The 22,292-nt window shown below is 35.6% G+C and carries 19 protein-coding genes and 1 pseudogene; 12 read left to right on the top strand and 8 right to left on the bottom strand.

Annotation, left to right across the window (positions count from 1 at the left end):
• Positions 1-380: 380 nt before the first annotated feature.
• Positions 381-1,763, bottom strand: a complete 1,383-nt coding sequence (gene nhaC / locus JNUCC74_RS13440; RefSeq protein ID WP_454065742.1) for a Na+/H+ antiporter NhaC — start codon at positions 1,761-1,763, stop codon at positions 381-383.
• Between the two features lie 1,209 nt (positions 1,764-2,972).
• Here nhaC and JNUCC74_RS13435 point away from each other — a divergent pair.
• Together JNUCC74_RS13435 and JNUCC74_RS13430 are read left to right on the top strand one after the other, a co-directional pair.
• Positions 2,973-3,639, top strand: a pseudogene (locus JNUCC74_RS13435) (AzlC family ABC transporter permease).
• A 3-nt stretch (positions 3,640-3,642) separates the two neighbouring features.
• Positions 3,643-3,933: an AzlD domain-containing protein gene (locus tag JNUCC74_RS13430; protein WP_077317882.1), complete on the top strand. Its 291-nt coding sequence runs from the start codon at positions 3,643-3,645 to the stop codon at positions 3,931-3,933.
• A gap of 87 nt (positions 3,934-4,020) precedes the next feature.
• On the opposite strand, the gene JNUCC74_RS13425 is transcribed toward JNUCC74_RS13430, so the two are convergent.
• From JNUCC74_RS13425 to JNUCC74_RS13415, 3 genes are all read right to left on the bottom strand, one after another.
• On the bottom strand, positions 4,021-4,887 hold the full coding sequence (locus JNUCC74_RS13425) for an IS3 family transposase (protein WP_454065614.1): 867 nt from the start codon (positions 4,885-4,887) through the stop codon (positions 4,021-4,023).
• Positions 4,851-5,408 (bottom strand): helix-turn-helix domain-containing protein, encoded by a 558-nt coding sequence (locus JNUCC74_RS13420; RefSeq protein WP_454065613.1) that lies wholly within the window; start codon positions 5,406-5,408, stop codon positions 4,851-4,853. The genes JNUCC74_RS13425 and JNUCC74_RS13420 overlap by 37 nt, the downstream gene beginning before the upstream one ends.
• Positions 5,409-5,952: 544 nt before the next feature.
• Entirely contained in the window at positions 5,953-6,822 is an 870-nt protein-coding gene (locus JNUCC74_RS13415; protein WP_454065741.1) for a cation diffusion facilitator family transporter, read from the bottom strand.
• Between the two features lie 236 nt (positions 6,823-7,058).
• On the opposite strand from JNUCC74_RS13415, the gene JNUCC74_RS13410 reads away from it, so the two are divergent.
• Both JNUCC74_RS13410 and JNUCC74_RS13405 read left to right on the top strand, forming a co-directional pair.
• Positions 7,059-7,292 (top strand): IDEAL domain-containing protein, encoded by a 234-nt coding sequence (locus JNUCC74_RS13410; protein ID WP_454065740.1) that lies wholly within the window; start codon positions 7,059-7,061, stop codon positions 7,290-7,292.
• A gap of 435 nt (positions 7,293-7,727) precedes the next feature.
• Complete coding sequence (locus JNUCC74_RS13405) at positions 7,728-9,020, top strand: MFS transporter (protein WP_454065739.1); 1,293 nt, start codon at positions 7,728-7,730, stop codon at positions 9,018-9,020.
• A 36-nt stretch (positions 9,021-9,056) separates the two neighbouring features.
• Here JNUCC74_RS13405 and JNUCC74_RS13400 read toward each other — a convergent pair whose 3' ends face one another.
• Positions 9,057-9,971 (bottom strand): zinc dependent phospholipase C family protein, encoded by a 915-nt coding sequence (locus tag JNUCC74_RS13400; RefSeq protein WP_454065738.1) that lies wholly within the window; start codon positions 9,969-9,971, stop codon positions 9,057-9,059.
• Positions 9,972-10,894: 923 nt separating this feature from the next.
• Between JNUCC74_RS13400 and fumC the strand changes: the two genes are divergently transcribed.
• Together fumC and JNUCC74_RS13390 are read left to right on the top strand one after the other, a co-directional pair.
• Positions 10,895-12,280: a class II fumarate hydratase gene (gene fumC / locus JNUCC74_RS13395; protein ID WP_454065737.1), complete on the top strand. Its 1,386-nt coding sequence runs from the start codon at positions 10,895-10,897 to the stop codon at positions 12,278-12,280.
• 525 nt (positions 12,281-12,805) lie between these two features.
• Entirely contained in the window at positions 12,806-13,006 is a 201-nt protein-coding gene (locus tag JNUCC74_RS13390) for an alpha/beta-type small acid-soluble spore protein (protein WP_077317876.1), read from the top strand.
• A gap of 157 nt (positions 13,007-13,163) precedes the next feature.
• Here JNUCC74_RS13390 and JNUCC74_RS13385 read toward each other — a convergent pair whose 3' ends face one another.
• Together JNUCC74_RS13385 and JNUCC74_RS13380 are read right to left on the bottom strand one after the other, a co-directional pair.
• Entirely contained in the window at positions 13,164-14,261 is a 1,098-nt protein-coding gene (locus tag JNUCC74_RS13385; protein ID WP_454065736.1) for an ABC transporter ATP-binding protein, read from the bottom strand.
• A 92-nt stretch (positions 14,262-14,353) separates the two neighbouring features.
• On the bottom strand, positions 14,354-15,247 hold the full coding sequence (locus JNUCC74_RS13380; protein ID WP_454065735.1) for a PucR family transcriptional regulator: 894 nt from the start codon (positions 15,245-15,247) through the stop codon (positions 14,354-14,356).
• A gap of 161 nt (positions 15,248-15,408) precedes the next feature.
• Here JNUCC74_RS13380 and JNUCC74_RS13375 point away from each other — a divergent pair, with 161 nt between their 5' ends.
• Together JNUCC74_RS13375 and JNUCC74_RS13370 are read left to right on the top strand one after the other, a co-directional pair.
• Positions 15,409-15,756, top strand: a complete 348-nt coding sequence (locus JNUCC74_RS13375; RefSeq protein ID WP_077317873.1) for a YlbF family regulator — start codon at positions 15,409-15,411, stop codon at positions 15,754-15,756.
• A gap of 462 nt (positions 15,757-16,218) precedes the next feature.
• The gene (locus JNUCC74_RS13370) at positions 16,219-16,992 is read left to right on the top strand and encodes an enoyl-CoA hydratase (RefSeq protein WP_454065734.1); all 774 of its coding nucleotides are present in this window, start codon (positions 16,219-16,221) and stop codon (positions 16,990-16,992) included.
• 537 nt (positions 16,993-17,529) lie between these two features.
• Here JNUCC74_RS13370 and JNUCC74_RS13365 read toward each other — a convergent pair.
• The gene (locus JNUCC74_RS13365) at positions 17,530-17,715 is read right to left on the bottom strand and encodes a YhzD family protein (RefSeq protein WP_454065733.1); all 186 of its coding nucleotides are present in this window, start codon (positions 17,713-17,715) and stop codon (positions 17,530-17,532) included.
• Between the two features lie 149 nt (positions 17,716-17,864).
• Between JNUCC74_RS13365 and JNUCC74_RS13360 the strand changes: the two genes are divergently transcribed.
• The 4 genes from JNUCC74_RS13360 to JNUCC74_RS13345 all read left to right on the top strand — a co-directional run bounded on the left by JNUCC74_RS13360 (position 17,865) and on the right by JNUCC74_RS13345 (position 22,287).
• On the top strand, positions 17,865-18,074 hold the full coding sequence (locus tag JNUCC74_RS13360; protein ID WP_454065732.1) for a helix-turn-helix transcriptional regulator: 210 nt from the start codon (positions 17,865-17,867) through the stop codon (positions 18,072-18,074).
• A 364-nt stretch (positions 18,075-18,438) separates the two neighbouring features.
• Positions 18,439-19,335 (top strand): ABC transporter ATP-binding protein, encoded by an 897-nt coding sequence (locus JNUCC74_RS13355; RefSeq protein ID WP_077317869.1) that lies wholly within the window; start codon positions 18,439-18,441, stop codon positions 19,333-19,335.
• Entirely contained in the window at positions 19,328-20,578 is a 1,251-nt protein-coding gene (locus JNUCC74_RS13350) for an ABC transporter permease (protein WP_454065731.1), read from the top strand. Before JNUCC74_RS13355 ends, JNUCC74_RS13350 begins: the two co-directional genes overlap by 8 nt.
• Before the next feature lie 488 nt (positions 20,579-21,066).
• Positions 21,067-22,287 (top strand): metallophosphoesterase family protein, encoded by a 1,221-nt coding sequence (locus JNUCC74_RS13345; RefSeq protein WP_454065730.1) that lies wholly within the window; start codon positions 21,067-21,069, stop codon positions 22,285-22,287.
• Positions 22,288-22,292: the final 5 nt, after the last annotated feature.

Below are 22,292 nucleotides of genomic sequence, written 5' to 3'. Positions count from 1 at the left end.
TGAATGAAGTTTCACTTTATCCCGGATATAAGGATCCGTATTTTTCTCATTTCAAAAATGTGCTAATGATGTTACGAACATGATGAGAAAAACGGGTCCTAAATCCCCGATTGGTTTATCTAACATTTCTTGGGAAAAGCATTCCAAGAAATGAAGTTTCACTTTATCCCGCATGTAAGGTGCCGTAAGTCTCTCCTTTCAAGATGGAAGTGAATACAGGAGAAGTAGAAGTAAGGGAAAACGGCACCTAAATGCCCGATTCGTTCAACTAACATTCCGTGTAAAAAACGTTCCACTGAATGAAGTTTCACTTTATCCCATCAGAAGCGCTCTGCCTTTGTACGTCGTTAACCGAACCCTTTGGCTTTTGTTGCAGGATTTTATTTAGTTTTTTTTAGCTTAGTTTCAAAAGTTTTTCCACTGAAAATCATTGTAATTATTGGACTAAGCAAACAGAAAAAAGCAAATGGCAAATAAGTCAGTACAGGTACGCCAAGCACATCAGCGATGAATACACCACAAACACTCCATGGTACGAGTGGGTTGATCACTGTCCCTGCATCTTCTAAAGTGCGTGCTAGAACTTTTTTTGGCAACTTCACATTTGTATAAATTCCCTTAAATGTTTCACCTGTTAGCAAGATGGAAAGATACTGTTCTCCAATTAAAATATTGACACCAATAGCTGTTGCAGCTGTTGAGATAACAATAGAGCGAATTCTTTTTAACCGTTTTTGTAATGCGGTAAGAATGGTTGGAATAATTCCCGTTACAAACAATAATCCACCAAAACCTAGAGCCAATATAACTAGCGAAATTGTAAATAACATGCTATTAATACCGCCTTTAGTAAGCAATTCATTAACCGGTTCAAAATTAGTAGATGCTGTATAGCCACTAAACCAAATTTCCCAAATATCATTCCAAGGTAATCCACTCGTAAAAACAGCCATAATCGTTGCAGCTAAGCTGCTGATGGAAATAGAGATAAATGCTGGAATACGGAAAAAAGTACAAATTATTAATAATAAAAGCGGTATCCATGATGTCCAACTGATTAAATTAGTTGCCGCTAGCGCTTCTTGATATGCATCTCCACTTCCAATGGTTGAGGATGTACTTGGCGATAATACTGCAAACAGAATAAATGAAATAATAAAGGCTGGTATAGTAGTAAAACTAATATGTTTAATATGATCAAATAAATCAACGCCTACAACAGTAGAAGCAAGATTTGTTGTATCAGAAAGAGGAGACATTTTATCTCCAAAGAAAGCGCCAGAGACAATGGCACCAGCTGTGACCGCTAAAGAAGCATCAAGTGCATCACTCATGCCGATAAATGCAACCCCAATCGTAGCTGTCGTTGTTAAAGAACTTCCCATAGAAACACCAATAATTGCGGTAATTGAAAAGACAACTGCGTAAAACCAATTAGCTCCAATAAATGTAAATCCAAGGTTAATAAGTGCAGGAATTGTTCCGCTCATCATCCAGCTGCTAATAAGAATACCAATTAAAAAGAATAAAAACACTGCCCCCATTCCTGTTCTTGCGCCTTCAACTAAACCATTCTGCAAATCATAAAAAGAAATATTTTTGAACAGTCCATAACCGATTAATAAAAAAATGCCAAGGATAATCGGAATATGCGGGGTGGTTCCTACTTTAATAATGAAAAAACTGATTAGACTAATGATTACAATAAAAAAGCTAATCGCTCCAAGTAAAGATGGATGATGTTTTGGCTGAATTGGAAACATATTTATTCCTCCTTTGAAAAGTCTAACAAGAGATGTTATTCTTTTTTGTATCTTGGCAAGTAAAGAAAGGCTGCCAGATTTATTTTTAGTAATTTAAAATTTTCGATGCCATGGATTTGTCTAAAAATACGCTAAGAAAATCTTAGCTACGTGCTACGACCTTTTAGGTGTAATTTACTCCTGCTGATGCATTTCTACGTAAAAATATTCCTTTCTAAAATGAAGAATAAAGCTAGAAGCGCTCGATTAGCAACGGACAAATAAGAACCTCTGACAGATAAAGTGAAACTTCATTCCGTGAAACGTTTTTTACACGGAATGTTAGATGAACGAATCGGGGATTTAGGACCCGTTTTTCTCATCATGTTCGCAATTCATTAGCACATTTTTGAAATGAGAAAAATACGGATCCTTATATCCGGGATAAAGTGAAACTTCATTCCGTGAAACGTTTTTTACACGGAATGTTAGTACCGCAAGGGTATGACCTAAAGGCCTCTGAACGAATTGGGCATTTAGGTGCCGTTTCCTCCAATTTCTTCTTCTCTCTGCTCCTTTAATTCTTGAAGGGGAGACTTACGCTTTATATGCGGGATACATTCAAGGAGTGCTTTTCTCCTTAAAGTGGAACAAAAGCTAAAACTCGGTCGTCCTTGAAAAACCGCAATGTGTAGCTATCGAAATGTTTTTTTTCTTCGACTCAGTGAACTTAACATAGAAGGAAGAGCGAAGTTTACTAGTCTTTCTAGTGCGTAAACTGACGAAGCTACCTTCAAAAAAGATATCCATGTAAAAACGGATATTGTTTCTAGACAATAAAAAAAGCTTCATCCCGATGAAGGGACGAAGCTTTACTCCGCGTTACCACCCTGCTTGCTGGAAATAACCAACCGCTCATTTGTGTACAACCTTTATTTATGAATGTGTATTTCAACATTTTCCTGCCAGAGTTTTCAGCACTCACTCTGTCTCTTTTTGCTGCTTGGAGAAATGTTTACTATGCATTCAAGGTCAGCCATATTTTTTTGAGATTAATATTGAATATAACGGGCAATTTTCATTTTGTCAATATAAAATTTCTTGCACATAAATCTTTTTAATTTTGTAAATATACGTTATAATAACAGGAATTATGACAATGGAGGAGGAGAATAGTTGAATATAAGAGCAGTTCAAAATAAAGCTGAGAATGCTTCTACCCCATTGGCAATGATACAAAAAGGAATTTCTAAAGGATTGCCAATTATGGTTGGCTATCTTCCTATCGCTATAGCTTACGGTGTGTTAGCCAGGCAAGCAGGAATGTCTAACGTTAATGAGTATGTTCGTGTTTGCAGGTGCAAGTCAGTTTATGGGTGCAAATATGATAGCAGTAAGTGCAGGAGCTGCTGAAATTATCATTGCTACATTTGTCTTAAATTTTCGACATTTTGTTATGAGTCTCTCCTTTATGAATCGGTTACGGGGCGTATCTTTGAAATGGAGACTACCGTTGTCTATGGGGTTAACGGATGAAACCTTTGCTGTCACCGCTTTAAATCCAAAAGAAGCAAAGTTAGATAAAGGAACATGGTTTTACGCAACTATTATTATTACCGCTTATTTATCATGGATCTTTGGTTCGTTTATTGGCGGGGTTGTTGGTGAGGTTATTCCCGAAAGATTAAGTCAAAGTATGGGAATTGCATTATATGCTATGTTTATTGGATTGCTGCTACCAACTGTCAAGCAAAATAAGAAAATAGCGCTTATAGCAATCTTAGCTATGCTCATTAATACGATATGTGTTCAGCTTGGTATGAGTACTGGCTGGGCAATTGTTCTTGGGACAATTATTGGAGGAATGAGTGGAATATTTCTTTTAAAGGAGGAGTAGAACATGATTCTATTCATTATTGTTGGTATGGCCATTGTTACAATGCTCCCGAGAATGATTCCTGCTTTTATCGTTGATAAATTACAATTTCGCGATTGGGTAAATAACTGGCTAAATGCAATACCTTATGCAGCATTAGGTGCGTTAATTTTTCCAGGCATTTTAACTGTTAAGTCTGATGAGCCTCATATAGGTTTACTTGGTGGAATTGTAGCCATCGTGTTAGCTTATCTGGGAATAAATGTTATTCTTGTTGTAATTGCCGCAATTGCTACTGTATATATTTTAACTTAGCATAAAGGTGCTGGGACATAAGCAATTACGAAATAGCAAAAACCGAACGATTCATTTATGTGATTACCCCCAAAAGTTAGAGTTTTATTATACAGTTGATTGGCTGGATTGCGTTCGATACTCGACTGGGCTCAGCCCGGCCAATTTTTCTTTTATTCGTTCATGATTATACCAATAGATATATTCTTCAATCCGACTTTTTAATTCTTCATAGCTTACTAATTTTTCTCCATAATACATTTCTTGTTTTAAAATGCCAAAAAAATTCTCCATGGAAGCATTATCCGCACAGGTTGCTTTTCTAGACATGCTTTGGAATACTTTATTCTCTTTTAATGTTCTCACCCATTGGTTGTGTTGGTAATGAAAGCCTTGGTCAGAATGGATGGTGGTGCGATAGGTTGCATGATTCTTTATTATCTCTATCGTTTCTTTTAAAGGTTCTATGACAAGATCTAACGTTGGACGTTCCTTGATTTTATACGCAATAATTTCTCCGTTATAAAGGTCAAGAATCGGATTTAAATATAACTTCTCTTCACTTAGACATTTGAATTCTGTAATATCGGTTACTAATTTTTGAAGAGGAATTGGCGTGTTAAAACGGCGAGACAATCGGTTTTTCGCCACTTTTCCAACGTTTCCCTTATAGGAATTGTATTTACGGGATTTTCGCATAAATTTCACACATTTCAATCCCAATTCGCACATAATGCGATATACTTTTTTATGGTTGATAACGTATCCTAATTTATTTAGTTCTCTAGTAATACGTTTATAGCCATAACGTTCATGGAACTTTTTAAATAAATCGATAATGATTTTTTTTAGTACTTTGTCTGAATCTTCTCTGCCAAAATTTTTCACATGATAGTGATAGGTTGCTTCAGGTATGCCCACAATAAGGAGAATATCTTTTAATCGGAATCCTTCTTCTTTAAGTCCAAATGCCACCTTTGCCTGTGCTTTTCGTGGAAGGCATTTGGATTCTCCCGAAAAGCTCGTAGCTTTTTTAGGTACGCATTTTCTAGCCTTAATAGTTCATTCTCTCGTTCTAATATTTCTTCACGTGTTAACTTTTTTTCTTCCTTTTTCTTCCGTTTATTGGGTTTCTTAGACATAGAAGACTCCCCCTTTGGTTTCAGGCCTTCTACTCCTTGTTCCTTAAATTCTTTCATCCAGCGTCTAATTAAGGAAGGGTTGTTCAATTTAAATTGAACAGCAGTTTCTAAAAAAGTAGCACCTGTCTTTAACACAAATTGTATCGTATTTAATTTAAATCGAACAGGATAAAACTTCCTAGCTTTTTTTCTTTTTAACCCATCCATTCCCTGAGACTTATAGACTTTCACCCATTCAAATATTGGTGTTGCGCTACCCATATTATATTTTTTTGCCAATAATTTATATCCTAGGTTGCCATATAAATACTCGGTGACAAGATTTATTTTAAATTCTTCACTATATTTAGCCATAAAAACACCCCCGAAAATTAGATTTCTACTCTAACTTTGGGGGGTCGGTACCTTATAATTGTTCGGTTTGTTTGTGTTTAGAAAAACTTGGTTTGTCGCCAAGTCTTTAGCGAAAGCTATCGTTTTTCTTATACGATAAAGTGAAACTTCATTTCTTGGAATGCTTTTCCCAAGAAATGTTAGTTGAACGAATCGGGCATTTAGGTGCCGTTTTCTCCCACTTAGACCTTTTGTATCAACTCAAGATTTTGAAGTGGGAGTCTTACGGCACCTTACATGCGGGATAAACGTATAAAAATTTTATACTTTCCTATCATACAAGGATGATTTATGGTTCGTTTTTTAATCAGCTGTTTTAGTTATGTCCCAGTCTCATTTAATAACGTGCATATAAAAATTAATATTCACTTCAATAGAGAAACAGTGTTTTGTTTTTAGTAAGGGAAACTAAACATTTACGTTACAAAAGAGTCTTATCCAAAAGAATTTTCTTCATAATTTTTCATATCAGTCATCTGGCATATTCCTGTTACCATCGTAAGCTTTATGATTGGTATGGCTCAATATGAATATGAACATGTGAAATATTATGTTTTTTGTATAAATAACGTTCAATTCGCTCCGTAATAGCATGGCTCTCTTCCACATTTAAAGTGGGGTCAACCAGAATGGTAATATCTATAAATGCCTGGTTTCCGTGAATACGGCCTTTTATATCGTGTACTTCCTTTACATCTGGATCATTTTCTACACTTGCACGAATTTTTTTAATTTGTTTTTCATCGAAGCCATCTGTTAATGTATGGGAAGCGTCGCTAAATATATCCCAAGCAGTTTTACAAATAATAAGACCGACAACTAATCCAGCTACAGGATCTAACCAAAACAAACCGAATTGTGCTCCGGTAATGCCGATAAAAGCTCCAATACTTACCAGCGCATCAGATCGATTATCTTGCGCAGCAGCATATAAAGAAGAACTGGAAATTTTCCGCGATAGTTGCAAGTTATATAAATAAATGAAAAACATGATTGCTGCTGCTGCTAAGGAAGTCCAAGCCGTTATCATACTAGGCTGCGTATAATTTTTTTCAACCACCGTTTTAACCGTATCTGTAATAACCTGGATACCAACCAACATCATTACAAATGCGGCAAAGAGTGAAGCAATAGTTTCTGCGCGGAAATGTCCATAATGGTGGTCCTCATCAGGTGGCTTGCGAGAGATTTTTAATCCTACTAATACTGCAACGGATGCAATAACATCGGTAGTATTATTGAGTCCATCTGCTCGTAAAGCATCTGAATTCCCGATAGTAGCTACAATTAATTTACTAATTGCTAGGAAAATATAGGCAAGGATACTAATCCAAGCGCCTTTCTCTCCCTTTTTTAAGTTATCCGAATAATTCATATGTACGGACCTCCATTTAGAACGTTCAGTAATAAGATATTGCTATACTATAAAAGTCTACCAAAGCATTATGTGGTGAGTCTAGAGCAACATAAAAGCATGAAGTAATATGTATTGACCTATTTGAAGTAAGTTTCTTAAGGGAAAAATAGGAAAAAGAAAAATTTTCGCGTTTACCTATTGAAATATTTCTAAAAATTTAGGATAATAATAAAAAGGAACAAGGAGGATGTTCCATGAAAAAGCAGAAAATTATTTATCATTATTACCGGTATAATGGAAAAAAGATAAATGCAAAACGGGAAATAGCATTTGAGTTAAGGTTTTATAGCCGTCTGCTTTTAGATGAAGTTTGCTTTAATTATAATAAAGCGTTTATACAAGATCGTATTAACAAAGCTATTGATACAGGAGATAGAGATAAATTTTTAAAGTGGAGTAACGCTTATAGGCAATTTATTTGGGAATAATACATGAAGCACAGCTGCCTTGCCAGTTCGGTAAGGCGCTTTTTTGGTTTTAAGAGGAGGTTCGGGCTAGAAAGCTAACACTTCTAATTTCTACATACGTTAACATGAATAAAATTTAGCACTAAAGCTAAGAAGGTCCAGTAGAATTTTAAACATATAAAGTACTGTAATATCACGTTAGCGGCTTTGAAATCGCATTTAAAAGCTAAATTAGTTTGTTCAACAACGATACATTGCGATTTTTCGAGGACGTTAATGATCTTCCCCCATCTAGTTTATTTCTCCTCGTTTTAAACATGTGCTTTAAAAACAATACTTCATAGTCTTTCACTTATATTCCTTGTTATTCTAAAAATATATGTATATTAAATTTCTGTAAAAAACATACGAAGGGAGGAAGGGTTTGTTATTCTAATTAAAAGGAGGATGAGGACAATGAAAAAGAAAGTGACACTTAGCTGGGTGCTTTATGATTTTGGGAATTCTGCTTTTGCTACAACGGTTATGGCCGCTATCTTGCCTGTTTTTTATTATGATGTTGCTGCCGTTGGTGTTAAAGAAAATCTTGCAGCAAGCTACTGGGGGTATTCTCAATCGATCGCCGTGCTCATTGTAGCAGTTCTTGCACCGATATTAGGAGCGATTAGTGATTATACAGCGGCTAAAAAGAAGTTTCTGCGTTTTTTTGCTTATATGGGTATGATTGCTAGTGTTTTGCTTGGGCTCGTCGGTGAAGGAGATTACATATTTGCTTCTTTATTATTAATTATTGGTACAGTGGGATTTTCCGGGGGGAATATTTTTTATGATGCGTTTTTACCGGAAATTGCAAATGAACAGGATATAGATAAAGTCTCCTCTGCGGGTTTTGCTTGGGGATATATTGGTGGAGGTATATTGCTTGCTATTAATATCTTGATGATTTTAAAGTACGATTGGTTTGGTATACCAAATGCAACTATAGCGAGTCAAGTTTCCTTTGTTAGTGTTGGAATTTGGTGGTTCGTATTTTCAATTCCGCTTTTTCGCAATATTCAGGAGGATAAAAAACAGGCTATCAAAAGAGATAGAACCTATATTTCAATCGGTTTTTCAAGGGTTGCCTCAACCTTTAGAGATTTAAAGCAGTATAAGCAATTATTAATTTTTTTATTAGCTTTTTGGTTATATAATGATGGGATTTCCACGATTATAAAAATGGCCACTATTTATGGACGTGACATTGGCATTGGTGGGAATAGTTTAATTGTAGCTTTGTTAATTACACAATTTGTTGGAATACCTTGTACTTTTTTCTTTGGCTGGTTGGCAAACAAAATTAGTGCAAAGAAGGCTCTAACGTTGTCATTATATGTTTATACAGGAATTGTGCTATTAGGTTATTTCATGACTTCAGCTATACATTTTTACTTATTAGCAATCTGTGTTGGAATCGTTCAAGGTGGTGCTCAGTCTTTAAGCCGTTCCATTTACGGTCGTATGGTTCCGGAAAACAAGCATGCTGAGTTTTTTGGATTCTATGGTATTTCTTCAAAGTTTGCAGCGATTTTTGGTCCATTTCTATTTGCCGTTGTTGGTCAGCTCACTGGGTCCAGCCGCAATGGTATTGTTTCTTTATTGGTATTCTTTATTGGAGGTATTATTTTATTGAAATTTGTTAATGTTGAAAAAGGCATGAAGGAGGCTAAACAAACGATCCAATCGGAAGTTGGTGTTTCATTAAAATAAATAACCGCGGAAGGAGGGGAGTCCCTCTGTCCATGGCTAAACGATTGGATCACTATATATATTTTTCATATTCAATTCCAGCGGTTTTCCTGTATCATAGGAAATATCCCCCAGTTGTTCTTTTAGCTTATTGAACAATATTTCATCCTGTTGCTGCCAGTAGTCTTTTACTGTAGTTAAAATACTTATCCCCTCCGTTTTAGCTTGCAAGTAAAGATCAATAAAACTTTTTTTGCTCGGCTCATTTGTTGCAGGATGATACCATGTAATACGGTTTTCATTCAAATAATCAATATTTGCTCGAACTGGTCGATGAGAATAAGACGAAACGAGTGAGCCAAGAAGTGCATTTTTCCACCCATATGGATCATAGAGTATTTTTAAAGCTAATTTCATATCACGGTATGACTTTTGAATATATCCTGACTTCTTTATGTTTAATTCAGGATAGTGCTTGTTAATCATCTTGTGTAATAAGTGGATAACATGGCTATTTAATGATCTTCCAACATCGATTTCTTTGTAAACAGGGGTTTTCCAGGTTTTTAGGTTATTAAATTTTTCCATGATTAATGTATCGATAATTATTTCTAACTGCTGATGTTTATTTCCCTCGTACCCTGCTCGATAATTAATATAAGGATGAGTATTTCGATCCAATATATGATGAGTAACGAAGCCAAATATAAATGCTCTTACTTGGTCATCCATTGTTTTTGCAGCTTTGATCAAATCTAATAAAAATACACCGCAGTGTTTTTCATGTAACGCTAAGCCGATTTCCTCAACTGTATCATTTTTTTTCCATGGCCAAAAATTATAATAAAAGAAAGGGTCTGGTCCTTGGGCACCCAATTTCATTAAAGATTCATGACTGGAGAATAAATGAGTCTGAGTTACTGCATCAGCTATTTCTTCACAAAATAAGATATGTGTCCATATATTGGGCATGGCGAAATCCTCCCCCCCATGTTTTTAATCCATTCTATAATTATTGTACCAAACCCGTACATTGCCTTCATATGTGGATAAAGCCTATCTAACATAATTAAAAAGCATTATAATAATAAATTAACTTGAATACGATTAGTTTTCAATAAAAAAAGCAGAATCCTCCTTCTTTTCTAGTCTCAGTCAACATAATTATCAACAAAGAAGATGAACTGCTTAAAAATGGTGTTGTATTTTTTAATGGGGAAAGTCATCCTTTTCATATTATAAAAGAAGATAGGCATAAAAGGGTTAAAAAATCCCGTACAATTTTGTGTCATTAATGGAAGATGTTTGAAAAGCCTTAAAATATATTACTGTTTTTGTCATAGACTAGAATGTATCAAATTTTAGAAGTTAATTCATGCCTTAGATATCTAAAGAAGTTAAATATAAAATCTCCTCATATTTAACTTCTTTTTGAATACACACGTATAAATCTTTTTTATTTAAAGGGGGTCAGAAGAAATTATTTGAAGTTGTACCAATGAGTTAGTTTTTTGTATAAGTCATTCGTTCCGCTAATCTTTCATGTAAATAAATCTTTAATTAAGGTACTATAGGAAAGTATAAAATTTTGGGCTTTATCCCGCATGTAAGGTGCCGTAAGACTCCCACTTCAAAATCTCGATTTGATACAAAAGGTCTAAGTGGGAGAAAACGGCACCTAAATGCCCGATTCGTTTAAGGGCCTTTAGGTCATACCCCCTGAGGTACTAACATTCAGTAGGAGATGGAAGAAAACTTCTACTGAATGAAGTTTCACTTTTTCGTATAAGAAAACTACAAGCTTTCGCTAAAGACTAGGCGACAAGCAAAGTTTTTCTAATAAGGAATTTCTGGTACAATAGATAGCGAGTAATCGACATAGGGAGGAAAGTATAATGGATTATCGTGTAGAAAAAGATACGATAGGAGAAATTCATGTACCAACGGATAAGTATTGGGGGGCGCAAACACAGAGAAGTAAACAAAATTTTCCTATAGGTAATGAAAAAATGCCTTTGGAAATAATTAAAGCGTTTGCGATATTGAAGAAAAGTGCTGCTCTTGCTAATAAGGAGCTTGGACTGTTGGAAGAAAAGAAAGCAGCGGCTATTGGAGTTGCTGCGGATCAGATTGTAAACGGCGATCTAACAGAGCATTTTCCTTTAGTTGTTTGGCAAACTGGAAGTGGCACGCAATCGAATATGAATGTTAATGAAGTTATTGCATATGTTGGGAATAACTGGTTAAAGCAGCAAGGCAGTGATTTAATCCTACATCCTAATGATGATGTTAATAAATCACAAAGTTCAAATGATACGTATCCTACTGCAATGCATATTGCCTTTGTACTAAAATTAGAAGATAAAGTTTTACCATCTGTAAGCACGTTAAAAGCTACATTAAAAGCTAAAATCGATAAATTTAATGATATTGTAAAAATTGGTCGTACCCATTTGCAAGATGCGACTCCATTAACGCTTGGCCAAGAGATAAGCGGTTGGCATCGCATGTTGGAAAAGTCAGAATCCATGATTGAACAAAGTGTCCAATACTTAAAAGAACTAGCTATTGGCGGAACAGCCGTTGGAACAGGCTTAAATGCGCATCCTGAATTTGCTGAGAAAGTTTGTGCGAAGATTCGACAAGCTACAGATAAAGAATTCATTTCGGCACCAAATAAATTCCACGCATTAACTAGTCATGATGAATCTGTTTATGCTCATGGGGCATTGAAAGCGTTGGCAGCAGATATAATGAAAATTGCCAATGATGTACGTTGGCTTGCAAGCGGTCCTCGTTGTGGTATTGGGGAGATAACAATCCCAGCAAATGAACCTGGAAGTTCCATTATGCCTGGAAAAGTAAACCCAACGCAGAGCGAAGCGGTAACAATGGTTGCTGCTCAAGTAATGGGAAATGATGCAACGATTGGCTTTGCAGCTAGTCAAGGTAATTTTGAACTAAACGTGTTTAAACCGGTTATTGCATATAACTTTTTACAGTCTTGTGATCTTCTTGCAGATAGTATTGTTTCGTTTGATGAGCGCTGTGCACAAGGAATTGAACCAAATCTCGAGCAAATTGAGAAGAATTTAAGAGACTCTCTTATGTTAGTAACAGCACTGAACCCTCATATTGGTTATGAAAATGCAGCTAAAATAGCGAAAACAGCATATGAAGAAAACACAACCTTAAAAGAAACTGCAGTTAAATTGGACTTACTAACAGAAGAACAATTTGATAAATATGTGAATCCTAAGGAAATGACGTATCCCAAATAATTAAATTTATCAAAGAGGCTGGGACAAAAGCAAATACTAAATAGCACAAACCGAACAATTCATTGTTCGGTTTGTTTGTGTTTAAAAAACTTGCCTAATCGCCAAGTCTTTAGCGAAAGCCATCGTTTTTCTTATACGATAAAGTGAAACTTCATTCAGTAGGAGTTTTCTTCCATCTCCTACTGAATGTTAGTACCTCAGGGGACCCTTAAACGAATCGGGCATTTAGGTGCCGTTTTCTCCCACTTAGACCTTTTGTATCAAATCAAGATTTTGAAGTGGGAGTCTTACGGCACCTTACATGCGGGATAAAGCCTAAAATTTTATACTTTCCTATAGTACAAGGACGATTTATTGTTCGTTTTTTAAAACTGTTTTAGTTATGTTCCAGCCTCTTTAATTTTCAGCTAAAGTTTTTATATGTATATTAAGGTTGAATATCCTTCCATCTCTATTATTTACCAATGAAAATTCATTATAAGTTTGCTAAATCTGCTCAAACTATAAGCACAGGAGGTGATAAAGATGGCAAGAAACAATAACTCAAATCAATTACTAGTTCCTGGAGTACAACAAGCACTTGACCAAATGAAGTATGAAATTGCTCAAGAATTTGGCGTTAACTTAGGACCAGAATCTACTTCTCGTGCAAACGGATCTGTAGGAGGAGAGATTACAAAGCGTCTTGTACAAACTGCTCAACAGCAGCTTGGACCAAAAGCTTAATAAAGTTGGATATACGGGAAAAGCACAGTCACCTGCGCTTTTCCCTATTACTTTTCTTTTGTAAGATGATTTACCACATATGAAAGTCGTTCGTTTGCGATTTCATTTATTGTGTTGTTATTCTGTACCTTATATGTGTAGTTAATTTTTTGCTTTGTTAATGAATACGTACCTCTGTTTCGTAATCGAAAAAGTGAGCTTTGTTCATATCAAAGGCTAAATCAATGGTCTGTCCGACATTAATATCCGTACGTGAGTCAATCCGTGCGATGAAATCCTGTTCTACAATTTTTCCATAAAGAAATGTTTCGGCGCCCATTAAATCTGCAACATCAATCGTAATTGAAATTTTTGTATCTGGGGTGGATTCGATAAATACAGGTTCATCATGAATATCCTCAGGACGAATACCCAAGATAACTTGTTTGTTCATATATCCTTGTTCACGCAATGGTTTTAATTTGCCTTCTGGTACAGCAATTTTCACATTTCCTATCTCAAAATAATTTTCTTTTAATGTACCAGTAAAGAAGTTCATGGATGGTGATCCGATAAATCCGCCGACAAAAACATTATCAGGATTATCATATACCTCTTTTGGAGCACCAATTTGTTGGATAATGCCGTCCTTCATAACGACAAGGCGGGTTGCCATTGTCATTGCTTCGGTTTGGTCATGGGTTACATAGATAGTAGTAGTTTGTAAGCGTTGGTGCAGCTTTTGAATTTCAGCTCGCATTTGAACACGCAGCTTGGCATCTAAATTGGATAACGGTTCATCCATTAAGAACACTTTAGCATCTCGGACGATGGCACGACCTAGAGCAACACGTTGACGCTGACCACCTGAAAGCGCTTTTGGTTTACGATCTAAATAAGCTTCTAACCCTAATATCTTGGCAGCATTTTTAACCCGTTTATCGATTTCATCCTTTTTAAATTTACGTAATTTAAGACCAAATGCCATATTATCGTAAACATTCATATGTGGATATAGTGCATAGTTCTGGAATACCATGGCAATATCACGATCTTTAGGTGCAACATCATTCATTTTTTTGTCATTAATGTATAATTCCCCACTTGTAATTTCTTCTAAACCAGCGATCATACGTAAAGTAGTTGATTTACCACAACCTGATGGACCAACAAAAACAATAAATTCCTTATCTTTAATATGTAGATTAAAATCATCTACAGCAATATTCTTTTTATCATATACTTTCTGGATATGTTCTAAACGTAATTCAGCCATTAGTAGACCCTCCAATTTGTAAGCGTTTTGATTACTTTTAGTATAAGAAAAGCTTAACAAATTGGAAACAGCCAACATGCACAAAGAATGTGTTATTCTTTGTGCATGTTGGCTAAAAGGGCAAAATAAACAGTAACAGCTTGATGAAATTGCCGGATGTCAATACCAGTCTTTTCAATAAATTTATCAATTCGGTATTGTAAACTGTTTCGATGCATAAATAATTTTTTTGCAGTTTCCGATATATTTAAGTTGCATGTTAAAAATGTATGTATCGTTTTTAAAAAGTCCTGTTTGGTTGTGAACTCTTGAAGGGTAACTTGAATCAAGTGATGACGAAATGAATTATCCGTTTGTTCCAATAATACAAATGGCATTGCATCCTGGTAATTAATTACTGGTTTATTCGAGTAGGATAGAGCAATTTTAGCATATGTGAGCATACGATTGTATTGATCTTTTGCATCATGATAGTCGTTTAAATAAGGACCAACAAAAAAATGGACATTTACGTATAAATCACTCATGATTACATCAATCATTTGATGGTAGGGTAAGCTTTCTTCAACGATTGTCGGTTGTTCCTCAATGATCATTCCTTCCCGTTCATTTTCCCACAACATTGGTATCGGGTAATCGAACATCGCTTGGATTGATTCTTTAAACACAGTTGGTTCAATTTGCTCATCATTCATCGTAAAATAGACAAAACGATAAGGTGTTTTAGTTATAATATCTATATTTGTAGCTGTTTGATTAATAATACGCTGCCAATTTCTCTCTTGTTCTGAAGGAAGTGGTAATTGTACTTTATATGGGGTTAAAAATGTTTGTAAAAGTTTCTTATCCTTAGTAGTTAATTCATCTTTTTGAATACCGATTTTTTCACCGTTATCCATTATATACCAGTAAAAAGAAGAGGATTGGATCAATTCTGTTGTTCCGACTACGAGTGAGGGGAAAATTTTTTTAAGCTGATTAATCATGGTGGAAACTCCTTTTTAACGAAGTAGTTTTCTTTATTATACCAGTAAAAATCAGTTTAAAAAATAAAATATCAGTTGCTTTTTTAAGGGAGGAAACGGTATACACAAAAGATTTCGTTTGTTATAGTAAATAAGAGTCAGAATTTGAAGGAGGATATATTGTGCCTAATATTTATGATAGTGCGTACGATTTAGAAAAAGCGATTCGTGAGAGCGAAGAATTTAAAAGTCTAAAAAATGCCTATGATGCAGTAATGAATGAGCCATCTGCGAAACAGATGTTTGATAATTTCCGAGACACTCAAATGTCCTTACAAGAAAAGCAAATGCAAGGACAGGAGATTACAGAAGAAGAGGTAGAAAGAGCTAAAAAAGTCGTTGAATTAGTCCAACAACACCAAGGAATTGCTAAATTAATGGAAGAAGAACAACGATTAAACATGGTTATTAATGATATAAGCCGTATTATAACGAAGCCTTTGGAAGAGCTTTATGGAGCTCAGAATTAATTAATAGCTTTCATTCAACTGCAGTCAATTATTAACTGCAGTTTTTCTTTTGCGTTAAGCACATCGTTTAGAGTTTCACATATGTATTAAGACGGTTATCTTGCTTCAAATGAACAAAATGGTTTTATGATAGTGTGTGTTAAAAAGGGGAGAGAAGTTCGAAAGCGCATGGTTTTGGTGACGAAGGCTTATAATTTGAAGCATCAGTTAACATAAAAAACGAAATTTTAGCCAGCGATAAACCCTAAGGAAGCGAGGCGTCTTTCTAGTTTTACTTATACGTTGTACATAAAATTTCTCTTTATCCATTCTAATGTAAAAGATGTCCCGCCATTTTCTACGGACTTTTTGAACACTTCTTTAGCAGGATATTATGGATGAATATCGAATTAATTATATATAGTGACTGTTGTAAAACTGTAAATTTTATTTTCAAGAAAATACAAAATGAGGGGGGCAACTATGGGAGAGACTGTAATTTATCAAAGTAAAGATGGCATTTCTTATATTCATTTTAATCGACCTGAACGTTATAATGCACTTCATATAGAAATGCTAAAGGACTTGTTGGATACGGTTGAAAAAATAGAAAAAAATGAAGATCAAGTTGTTATTATTTCCGGAGAAGGGAATGCTTTTTGCGCTGGTGGAGATATCTCGATGATGACCGATTTATCAGATTATGACTTTTTTGCTGACATTATGGACTTAATTGGGGCGATTACATGCAAACTTTATATGATGCCCAAAATCGTTATTTCTGCTATCCATGGATCTGTGGCAGGATTGGGATTAAGTTATGCTTTAACGGCTGATTATGTTGTTGCTCAGGAAAATGCAAAGCTAGGAATGTTATTTATCGGTATCGGTCTTGCTCCGGATGGCGGCGGGCATTTTCTATTAAAGGAGCGGCTAGGAACTCACCAGGCGAAACAATTTATTTGGAGTCTACAGCAAGTCGATGCAGTAAGGGCAAAGAAAATCGGGTTAGTTGATCAGCTTACGGAGGAACGGGTGGTCCCACAGGCCGTTAAATTAGCAAATAAGCTGTTGACGGCACCGCTTGTATCGATGCTGGAAACTAAAATCATGTACCACAAGAATCAGGAAAGAGAATTAAAATATTACTTGGAAGCAGAGAAACAAGCACAATGGAAGCTGCGAAACACAGAAGATCATAAAGAGGGTGTTCAAGCATTTTTAGAGAAAAGACAGCCGGCGTTTCAAGGGAAATAAAAAAAGTAACCGACTTTTTCAAATGAAAAGTCGGTTTTACGTAAAAACCATAAAATTGCTAAGATAGATAGTGAAATTTATGCTCAGAGTATAAGCGCTGTATCAAGCGAATTATAGGTAACGTAACTATATAATTTATCCTGTATCTAAGGATATAATAAGACTCTCACTTTAGGAATTATAGATGATAATATACAGGAATCTAAGTGGAAATAACAGCTCTTAAATTTCCGATTTGTTCGGATCGACAGGATTTAAATAAGTATCGCATGCAGAAAAAATGCTGTTCCTTATCAAAGACAAGGGAAGCTTCGACAGCAACTCATCACGGTTTTTCAAGGACGTTCGAGATGATAGCCTTTGTTCTACTTTTTATCAGCGCTGAATGAAGGGTTTACTTTATAAGCTTAGCGTTTCCCCCACCTTATAAGAGCAGGAAATCGCTCTTTTTTAAGAAAACACACTACCTGTTTTGATAAGTCAAGGAAAAAAGAAAATTTTCACTGTTGCGAGTTGTAATTAACAATTATTTCATAATTAGCGATGAAATAAGATTAGCTTAGCATCCGGTGTTGCACAACGATGAGTATACTCAAGATATCCTTCTTTTTCTAGCTTAGCAGTCCCCAGTTCTTTCGCTTCCTCATCATTAGCAGCGGTAAATGTTTCATCGAGTAGTTTTTCACCTGAACGATCAAATACAGTCAATGTATAATTTCTCACATTGGTCCCTCCTTTACTTACCTTAATATATTCGACAATTATTTTCAGATTCCTTCTCTGTGCTTTGCTGAATTAAATTACTTGTTGACAGATACGTTAGAAGTAAAGTAAACTTTACGTAAAAGTTTACTTTATAAAGCAGGGAGACTATGAGAACACTTATCCGTGAGAAACGAATCGAATTTGGCATGACACAAGAAGAATTATCACAAAAAGTGAACGTATCGAGACAGACAATTATTTCCTTGGAAAAAGGGAGGTATAAACCGTCGCTTGTACTCGCACATAAATTAGCCCAAACCTTTCATTGCAAGATTGAAGATATTTTTATTTTTGAGGGAGATGAGAATGTTAAGTGAAGATTTTCTGGAAAACCCTTCTGGAATATGGAATTAATCGCAGCAATCATTGTTCAGATTATAGGTTTTTTAAAATAATCATTATACTGGAAGGAAAAAACGTTTATTCGATGAGTGTTATCAGATGATAGACAATCAAGCAAAAGCAAGGGTTCGGATGCTATGCTGGTTATGTATATATTAGCAATGGTTTGTAGTCAGCTTGTTTGACGGTATCTCTTTCAGTCTCTTTTTATTAAGAACTCTTTTTGTTTTGTTATAATTCGGCATACGCGATCACCAATTTTTATTTCCATATGAGAGAAGAATGATTGAAACTTCTTCGATTGTTTTACGTAATAATATTTAAGAGAGGAGAGAAAAGATGCTAAGACTGAAAGATGTTACTAAACAGTTTGGTACGCATACAGCTGTAAACGGGCTGTCTTTAGAAATTCCAGAAAAGGAAATGTTCGGCTTTCTTGGTGGAAATGGTGCGGGAAAGACGACGACGTTTCGCATGATTTTAGGTTTATTAGATAAGACATCTGGTGAGATTACTTGGGAAGGTGAAGCGATTGATTATGAGAAAAGTCATTTAATTGGTTATCTTCCGGAAGAGAGGGGGCTTTATCCAAAACTGACAGTAAAGGAACAGCTTACTTATTTAGGAAGATTGCGGGGGATGGGAAAAAGCGAGGCTGTAAGTGAATTAAAAGCATGGCTTGATCGCTTTCAAGTTCCAGAGTATTTGAATAAGAAGGTAGAAGAGTTATCCAAAGGAAATCAGCAAAAGATTCAATTTATTTCTGCAGTCATTCATAAGCCAAAACTATTAATCTTAGATGAGCCATTTTCCGGACTGGATCCGGTTAATGTGGAAATGTTGAAAGAAGCAGTTATTGACTTAAAGGAAAAAGGAACATCGATTGTATTTTCCTCCCATCGAATGGAACATGTAGAAGAATTATGTGAACATTTGTGTATTTTACATAAAGGAAAGCAAGTCGTCCAAGGTTCATTACGGGAGATAAAGCGTTCGTTTGGTAAGAAAAATTTAGTCGTTTATGCAGATTTTCCAGTTGACTTTCTCCGTGATTTTCCTGGCGTTACCGCTTATAAGTCAGTGATGGAAGGCTGCCATCTGCAAATCGAAAATGAAGCAGTTTCACAAGATATCTTTACAGCAATCCAAGGTAAAGGGTTTGTACGACAATTTGCACTGGAAGAACCGTCTCTAAATGATATTTTTATAGCGAAAGTAGGTGCTTCCTATGAATAAGTTTTGGATCATCTTAGGTCACACATATATGACAAGAATCAAGTCAAAATCATTTATTATAACTACACTTATCACACTAGCATTCATATTTGCTTTAACAAATATAAAAACAATTATTGATGTTTTTTCTGATGGTGAGGCAGATCAAGTTGCTGTTATTGACCAGTCCAATGAACTGTATACCCCATTATCGAAAAATGCGGAACAAACCAGTGATGATACCAAACTCATTCGTTTTGATGGAACGGAAGAAGAAGCGAAACAAGCAGTCGAGGAAGAAGAATACAAAGCTCTTATTGTCTTATCGATGAATGAAAAGCAGTTGCCTGAAGCTACATATTATGCGAATAGTATTACTCAATCAGAATTGCAAACGACACTGAAGCAACAACTACAGCAATTAAAGGTTGTCTATGCAACAAAGCAAGCAAATATTGACGCTGGTGTTTTAGCGGAAATTAATGCTCCGGTAGCTTTTGATACGATAGTATTAGATAAATCAGCTAAAACAGAAGAGGAACTAAATCAGGCGCGTGGGATTGTAAACATTATGATGATTCTGTTATATATGACTGTACTTATTTATGGTAATATGATTGCAACCGATGTAGCAACGGAAAAATCATCTCGTGTCATGGAAATTCTTATTTCTAGCGTTTCTCCTGTAACGCATATGTTTGCCAAAATTACTGGTGTTGCTCTTGTAGGAATAACTCAAATTGCGCTGTTTTTAGGGGGCGGCTATGCACTTATTTCTGCTAAGGATGACACAACGAAAGAATTATTCGCTGAATTTGGTATTGGAACAACTTCTGTTTCCGTGTATATATACGCAATTGTATTCTTTATCTTAGGCTATTTACTGTATGCAACCCTTGCAGCGATGTTAGGTTCCTTAGTAAGTCGAATTGAAGATGCACAACAATTAATCATGCCAATGACATTTTTGCTCATGATTGCGTTTTTTATCGCTATTTTTGGACTTAGTACACCGGAAGCCGATTTTATTAAAATTACATCCTTTATCCCTTTTTTTGCGCCGATCATTATGTTTCTACGTGTAGGCATGTTGGATATTCCTATGTGGGAGATTGCGTTATCCCTTGGTCTCTTAATTGGTACGATTGTCATCTTAGCTATTCTGGGATCAAAGGTATATCGAGGCGGGGTTTTAATGTATGGACGTTCCAGCTCTCTAAAAGACTTCAAAAAAGCACTTACCTTATCGAAAAAAGAAAAATAAATGAAGTTCACGAGTTTCATTTACCTTTCAAAGCTCTGCTAACTTGCAGGGCTTTTTAAGATATATTAAAAAGCAAAGATTGATTCAATGGGTTGTAAATCGTTTTGTGAATACGATCTGTGTTGCATTCGTCAAAAGTAACAAAATGATTTTCCAACTATTCCTATATTTATAAGCCTTGTACTCAATAAAATTTCCGCTATCTATAGTGAACGAACTTTTTTCTTACTATCAGGGAGATTTGTCTTTGTCAGCGAGTTGACGAGAGCTAAATTATTTCTCACGTTAAAGCAGATAAAAAAATTTTATCGTAGAAGATGTATCTCCGTAGTGAAAATTTTTAGGTATGAGGTATAAGTGCAACTAGGCCAGGCGGTCACTTTGCCAAAAGCAAGGAATCATTCATGTTTTCTTTTTCATATCCAGTAATACGAACGTGCATTCTAATACCAGATTTGCTAAAATGATGTAGAGTTGGAGGTGTAAACATGACAAAGGAAATCACGTTTATTCATGCTGCAGATTTACATTTGGACAGCCCTTTTAAAGGATTAGCGACCGCTCCTGAGAGTATATTTCGTGAGATTCGGGAAAGTACGTTTACAGCACTTGATGAGCTAGTACGGATGGCGATTGATAAACAGGTTGATTTCGTACTTTTAGTCGGTGATTTATTTGATAATGAACAACAAAGTTTAAAAGCGCAGATTCGCTTGAAGCGTGCATTTGAACGCCTTCAACAGCATTATATAACTGTTTTTTTATCGTATGGAAATCATGACTATATCAAAGCTAATCCGCATCCTGTGACATATCCTAATAATGTTGTGATCTTTCAAAACGAAACGGTATCCTCTGTTACATATGAAAAAAATGGTGAAGTGCTTGCAAGAATCTACGGATTTAGCTATGAAAACCGAGCTGTCATTAAAAATAAAACAGCTGAATATCAAATCACCGATCCGTCTGTACCATACCATATTGCAATGCTGCATGGGAGTGTTCAAAGCAATACAGATCATGATACATATGCACCATTCAAAATAACTGAACTGGCTAATAAAGACTTTGACTATTGGGCACTAGGTCACATTCATCAGCGACAAATTTTAAAAGAATATCCGCCAATTGTATATTCGGGAAACACGCAAGGGCGTAATCGAAAAGAGGTGGGAGAAAAGGGGTGTTATTTGGTTCGCTTAACCAAGGATAAATCCCGATTAACATTTCTTCCTTTGCAAGCAATACAAATCATTTCAATTGTTGTTGATGTTTCTCTTTGTCAATCGGTTTTCGATATCGAAGGTCATTTACTTCAGCAATTACAACAGATTAATGGTTCCATCCCGCAACTAATCGAAGTACTCTTGGTGAGTACAGATAAGCGTTTACTCGATTGGGATAGCGAAGGGCGGATAGAAGAAGTAGTTGATATTGTAAATGAGACCTTAATCCAATCAAGTAATTGGAAGTATCTGTTTCGGCATACGATTCAATTGAAAGCAGCAACATTTGATCCAACTTTATACCAAGGTGAGCATTTTATTGGTGAGTTGCTTCGAGAAGCTGAACAGCAATCAATTCAGCCATTCATCACAGATCTATATCAACATAAGCGGGCTAGAAAATTTTTAGAACGAATCGAAAATGAAGATGAAATCAAGGAAGCTGCGAAGGAATTAATCGTTCATGAGCTGTTAAAGGAATGAGGGAA

This window comes from Cerasibacillus sp. JNUCC 74, assembly GCF_053667775.1.
This window is presented reverse-complemented; position numbering and strand designations above follow the sequence as displayed.

Bases quoted from the DNA above. Each gene is read 5' to 3' on its own strand.
- JNUCC74_RS13410 (WP_454065740.1), top strand. From the start codon at position 7,059: ATGAAAAAGCAGAAAATTATTTATCATTATTACCGGTATAATGGAAAA.
- nhaC (WP_454065742.1), bottom strand. From the start codon at position 1,763: ATGTTTCCAATTCAGCCAAAACATCATCCATCTTTACTTGGAGCGATT.
- JNUCC74_RS13385 (WP_454065736.1), bottom strand. From the start codon at position 14,261: ATGGCTGAATTACGTTTAGAACATATCCAGAAAGTATATGATAAAAAG.
- JNUCC74_RS13415 (WP_454065741.1), bottom strand. From the start codon at position 6,822: ATGAATTATTCGGATAACTTAAAAAAGGGAGAGAAAGGCGCTTGGATT.
- fumC (WP_454065737.1), top strand. From the start codon at position 10,895: ATGGATTATCGTGTAGAAAAAGATACGATAGGAGAAATTCATGTACCA.
- JNUCC74_RS13420 (WP_454065613.1), bottom strand. From the start codon at position 5,408: ATGGCTAAATATAGTGAAGAATTTAAAATAAATCTTGTCACCGAGTAT.
- JNUCC74_RS13345 (WP_454065730.1), top strand. From the start codon at position 21,067: ATGACAAAGGAAATCACGTTTATTCATGCTGCAGATTTACATTTGGAC.
- JNUCC74_RS13370 (WP_454065734.1), top strand. From the start codon at position 16,219: ATGGGAGAGACTGTAATTTATCAAAGTAAAGATGGCATTTCTTATATT.
- JNUCC74_RS13400 (WP_454065738.1), bottom strand. From the start codon at position 9,971: ATGCCCAATATATGGACACATATCTTATTTTGTGAAGAAATAGCTGAT.
- JNUCC74_RS13355 (WP_077317869.1), top strand. From the start codon at position 18,439: ATGCTAAGACTGAAAGATGTTACTAAACAGTTTGGTACGCATACAGCT.
- JNUCC74_RS13430 (WP_077317882.1), top strand. From the start codon at position 3,643: ATGATTCTATTCATTATTGTTGGTATGGCCATTGTTACAATGCTCCCG.
- JNUCC74_RS13390 (WP_077317876.1), top strand. From the start codon at position 12,806: ATGGCAAGAAACAATAACTCAAATCAATTACTAGTTCCTGGAGTACAA.
- JNUCC74_RS13405 (WP_454065739.1), top strand. From the start codon at position 7,728: ATGAAAAAGAAAGTGACACTTAGCTGGGTGCTTTATGATTTTGGGAAT.
- JNUCC74_RS13380 (WP_454065735.1), bottom strand. From the start codon at position 15,247: ATGATTAATCAGCTTAAAAAAATTTTCCCCTCACTCGTAGTCGGAACA.
- JNUCC74_RS13350 (WP_454065731.1), top strand. From the start codon at position 19,328: ATGAATAAGTTTTGGATCATCTTAGGTCACACATATATGACAAGAATC.
- JNUCC74_RS13360 (WP_454065732.1), top strand. From the start codon at position 17,865: ATGAGAACACTTATCCGTGAGAAACGAATCGAATTTGGCATGACACAA.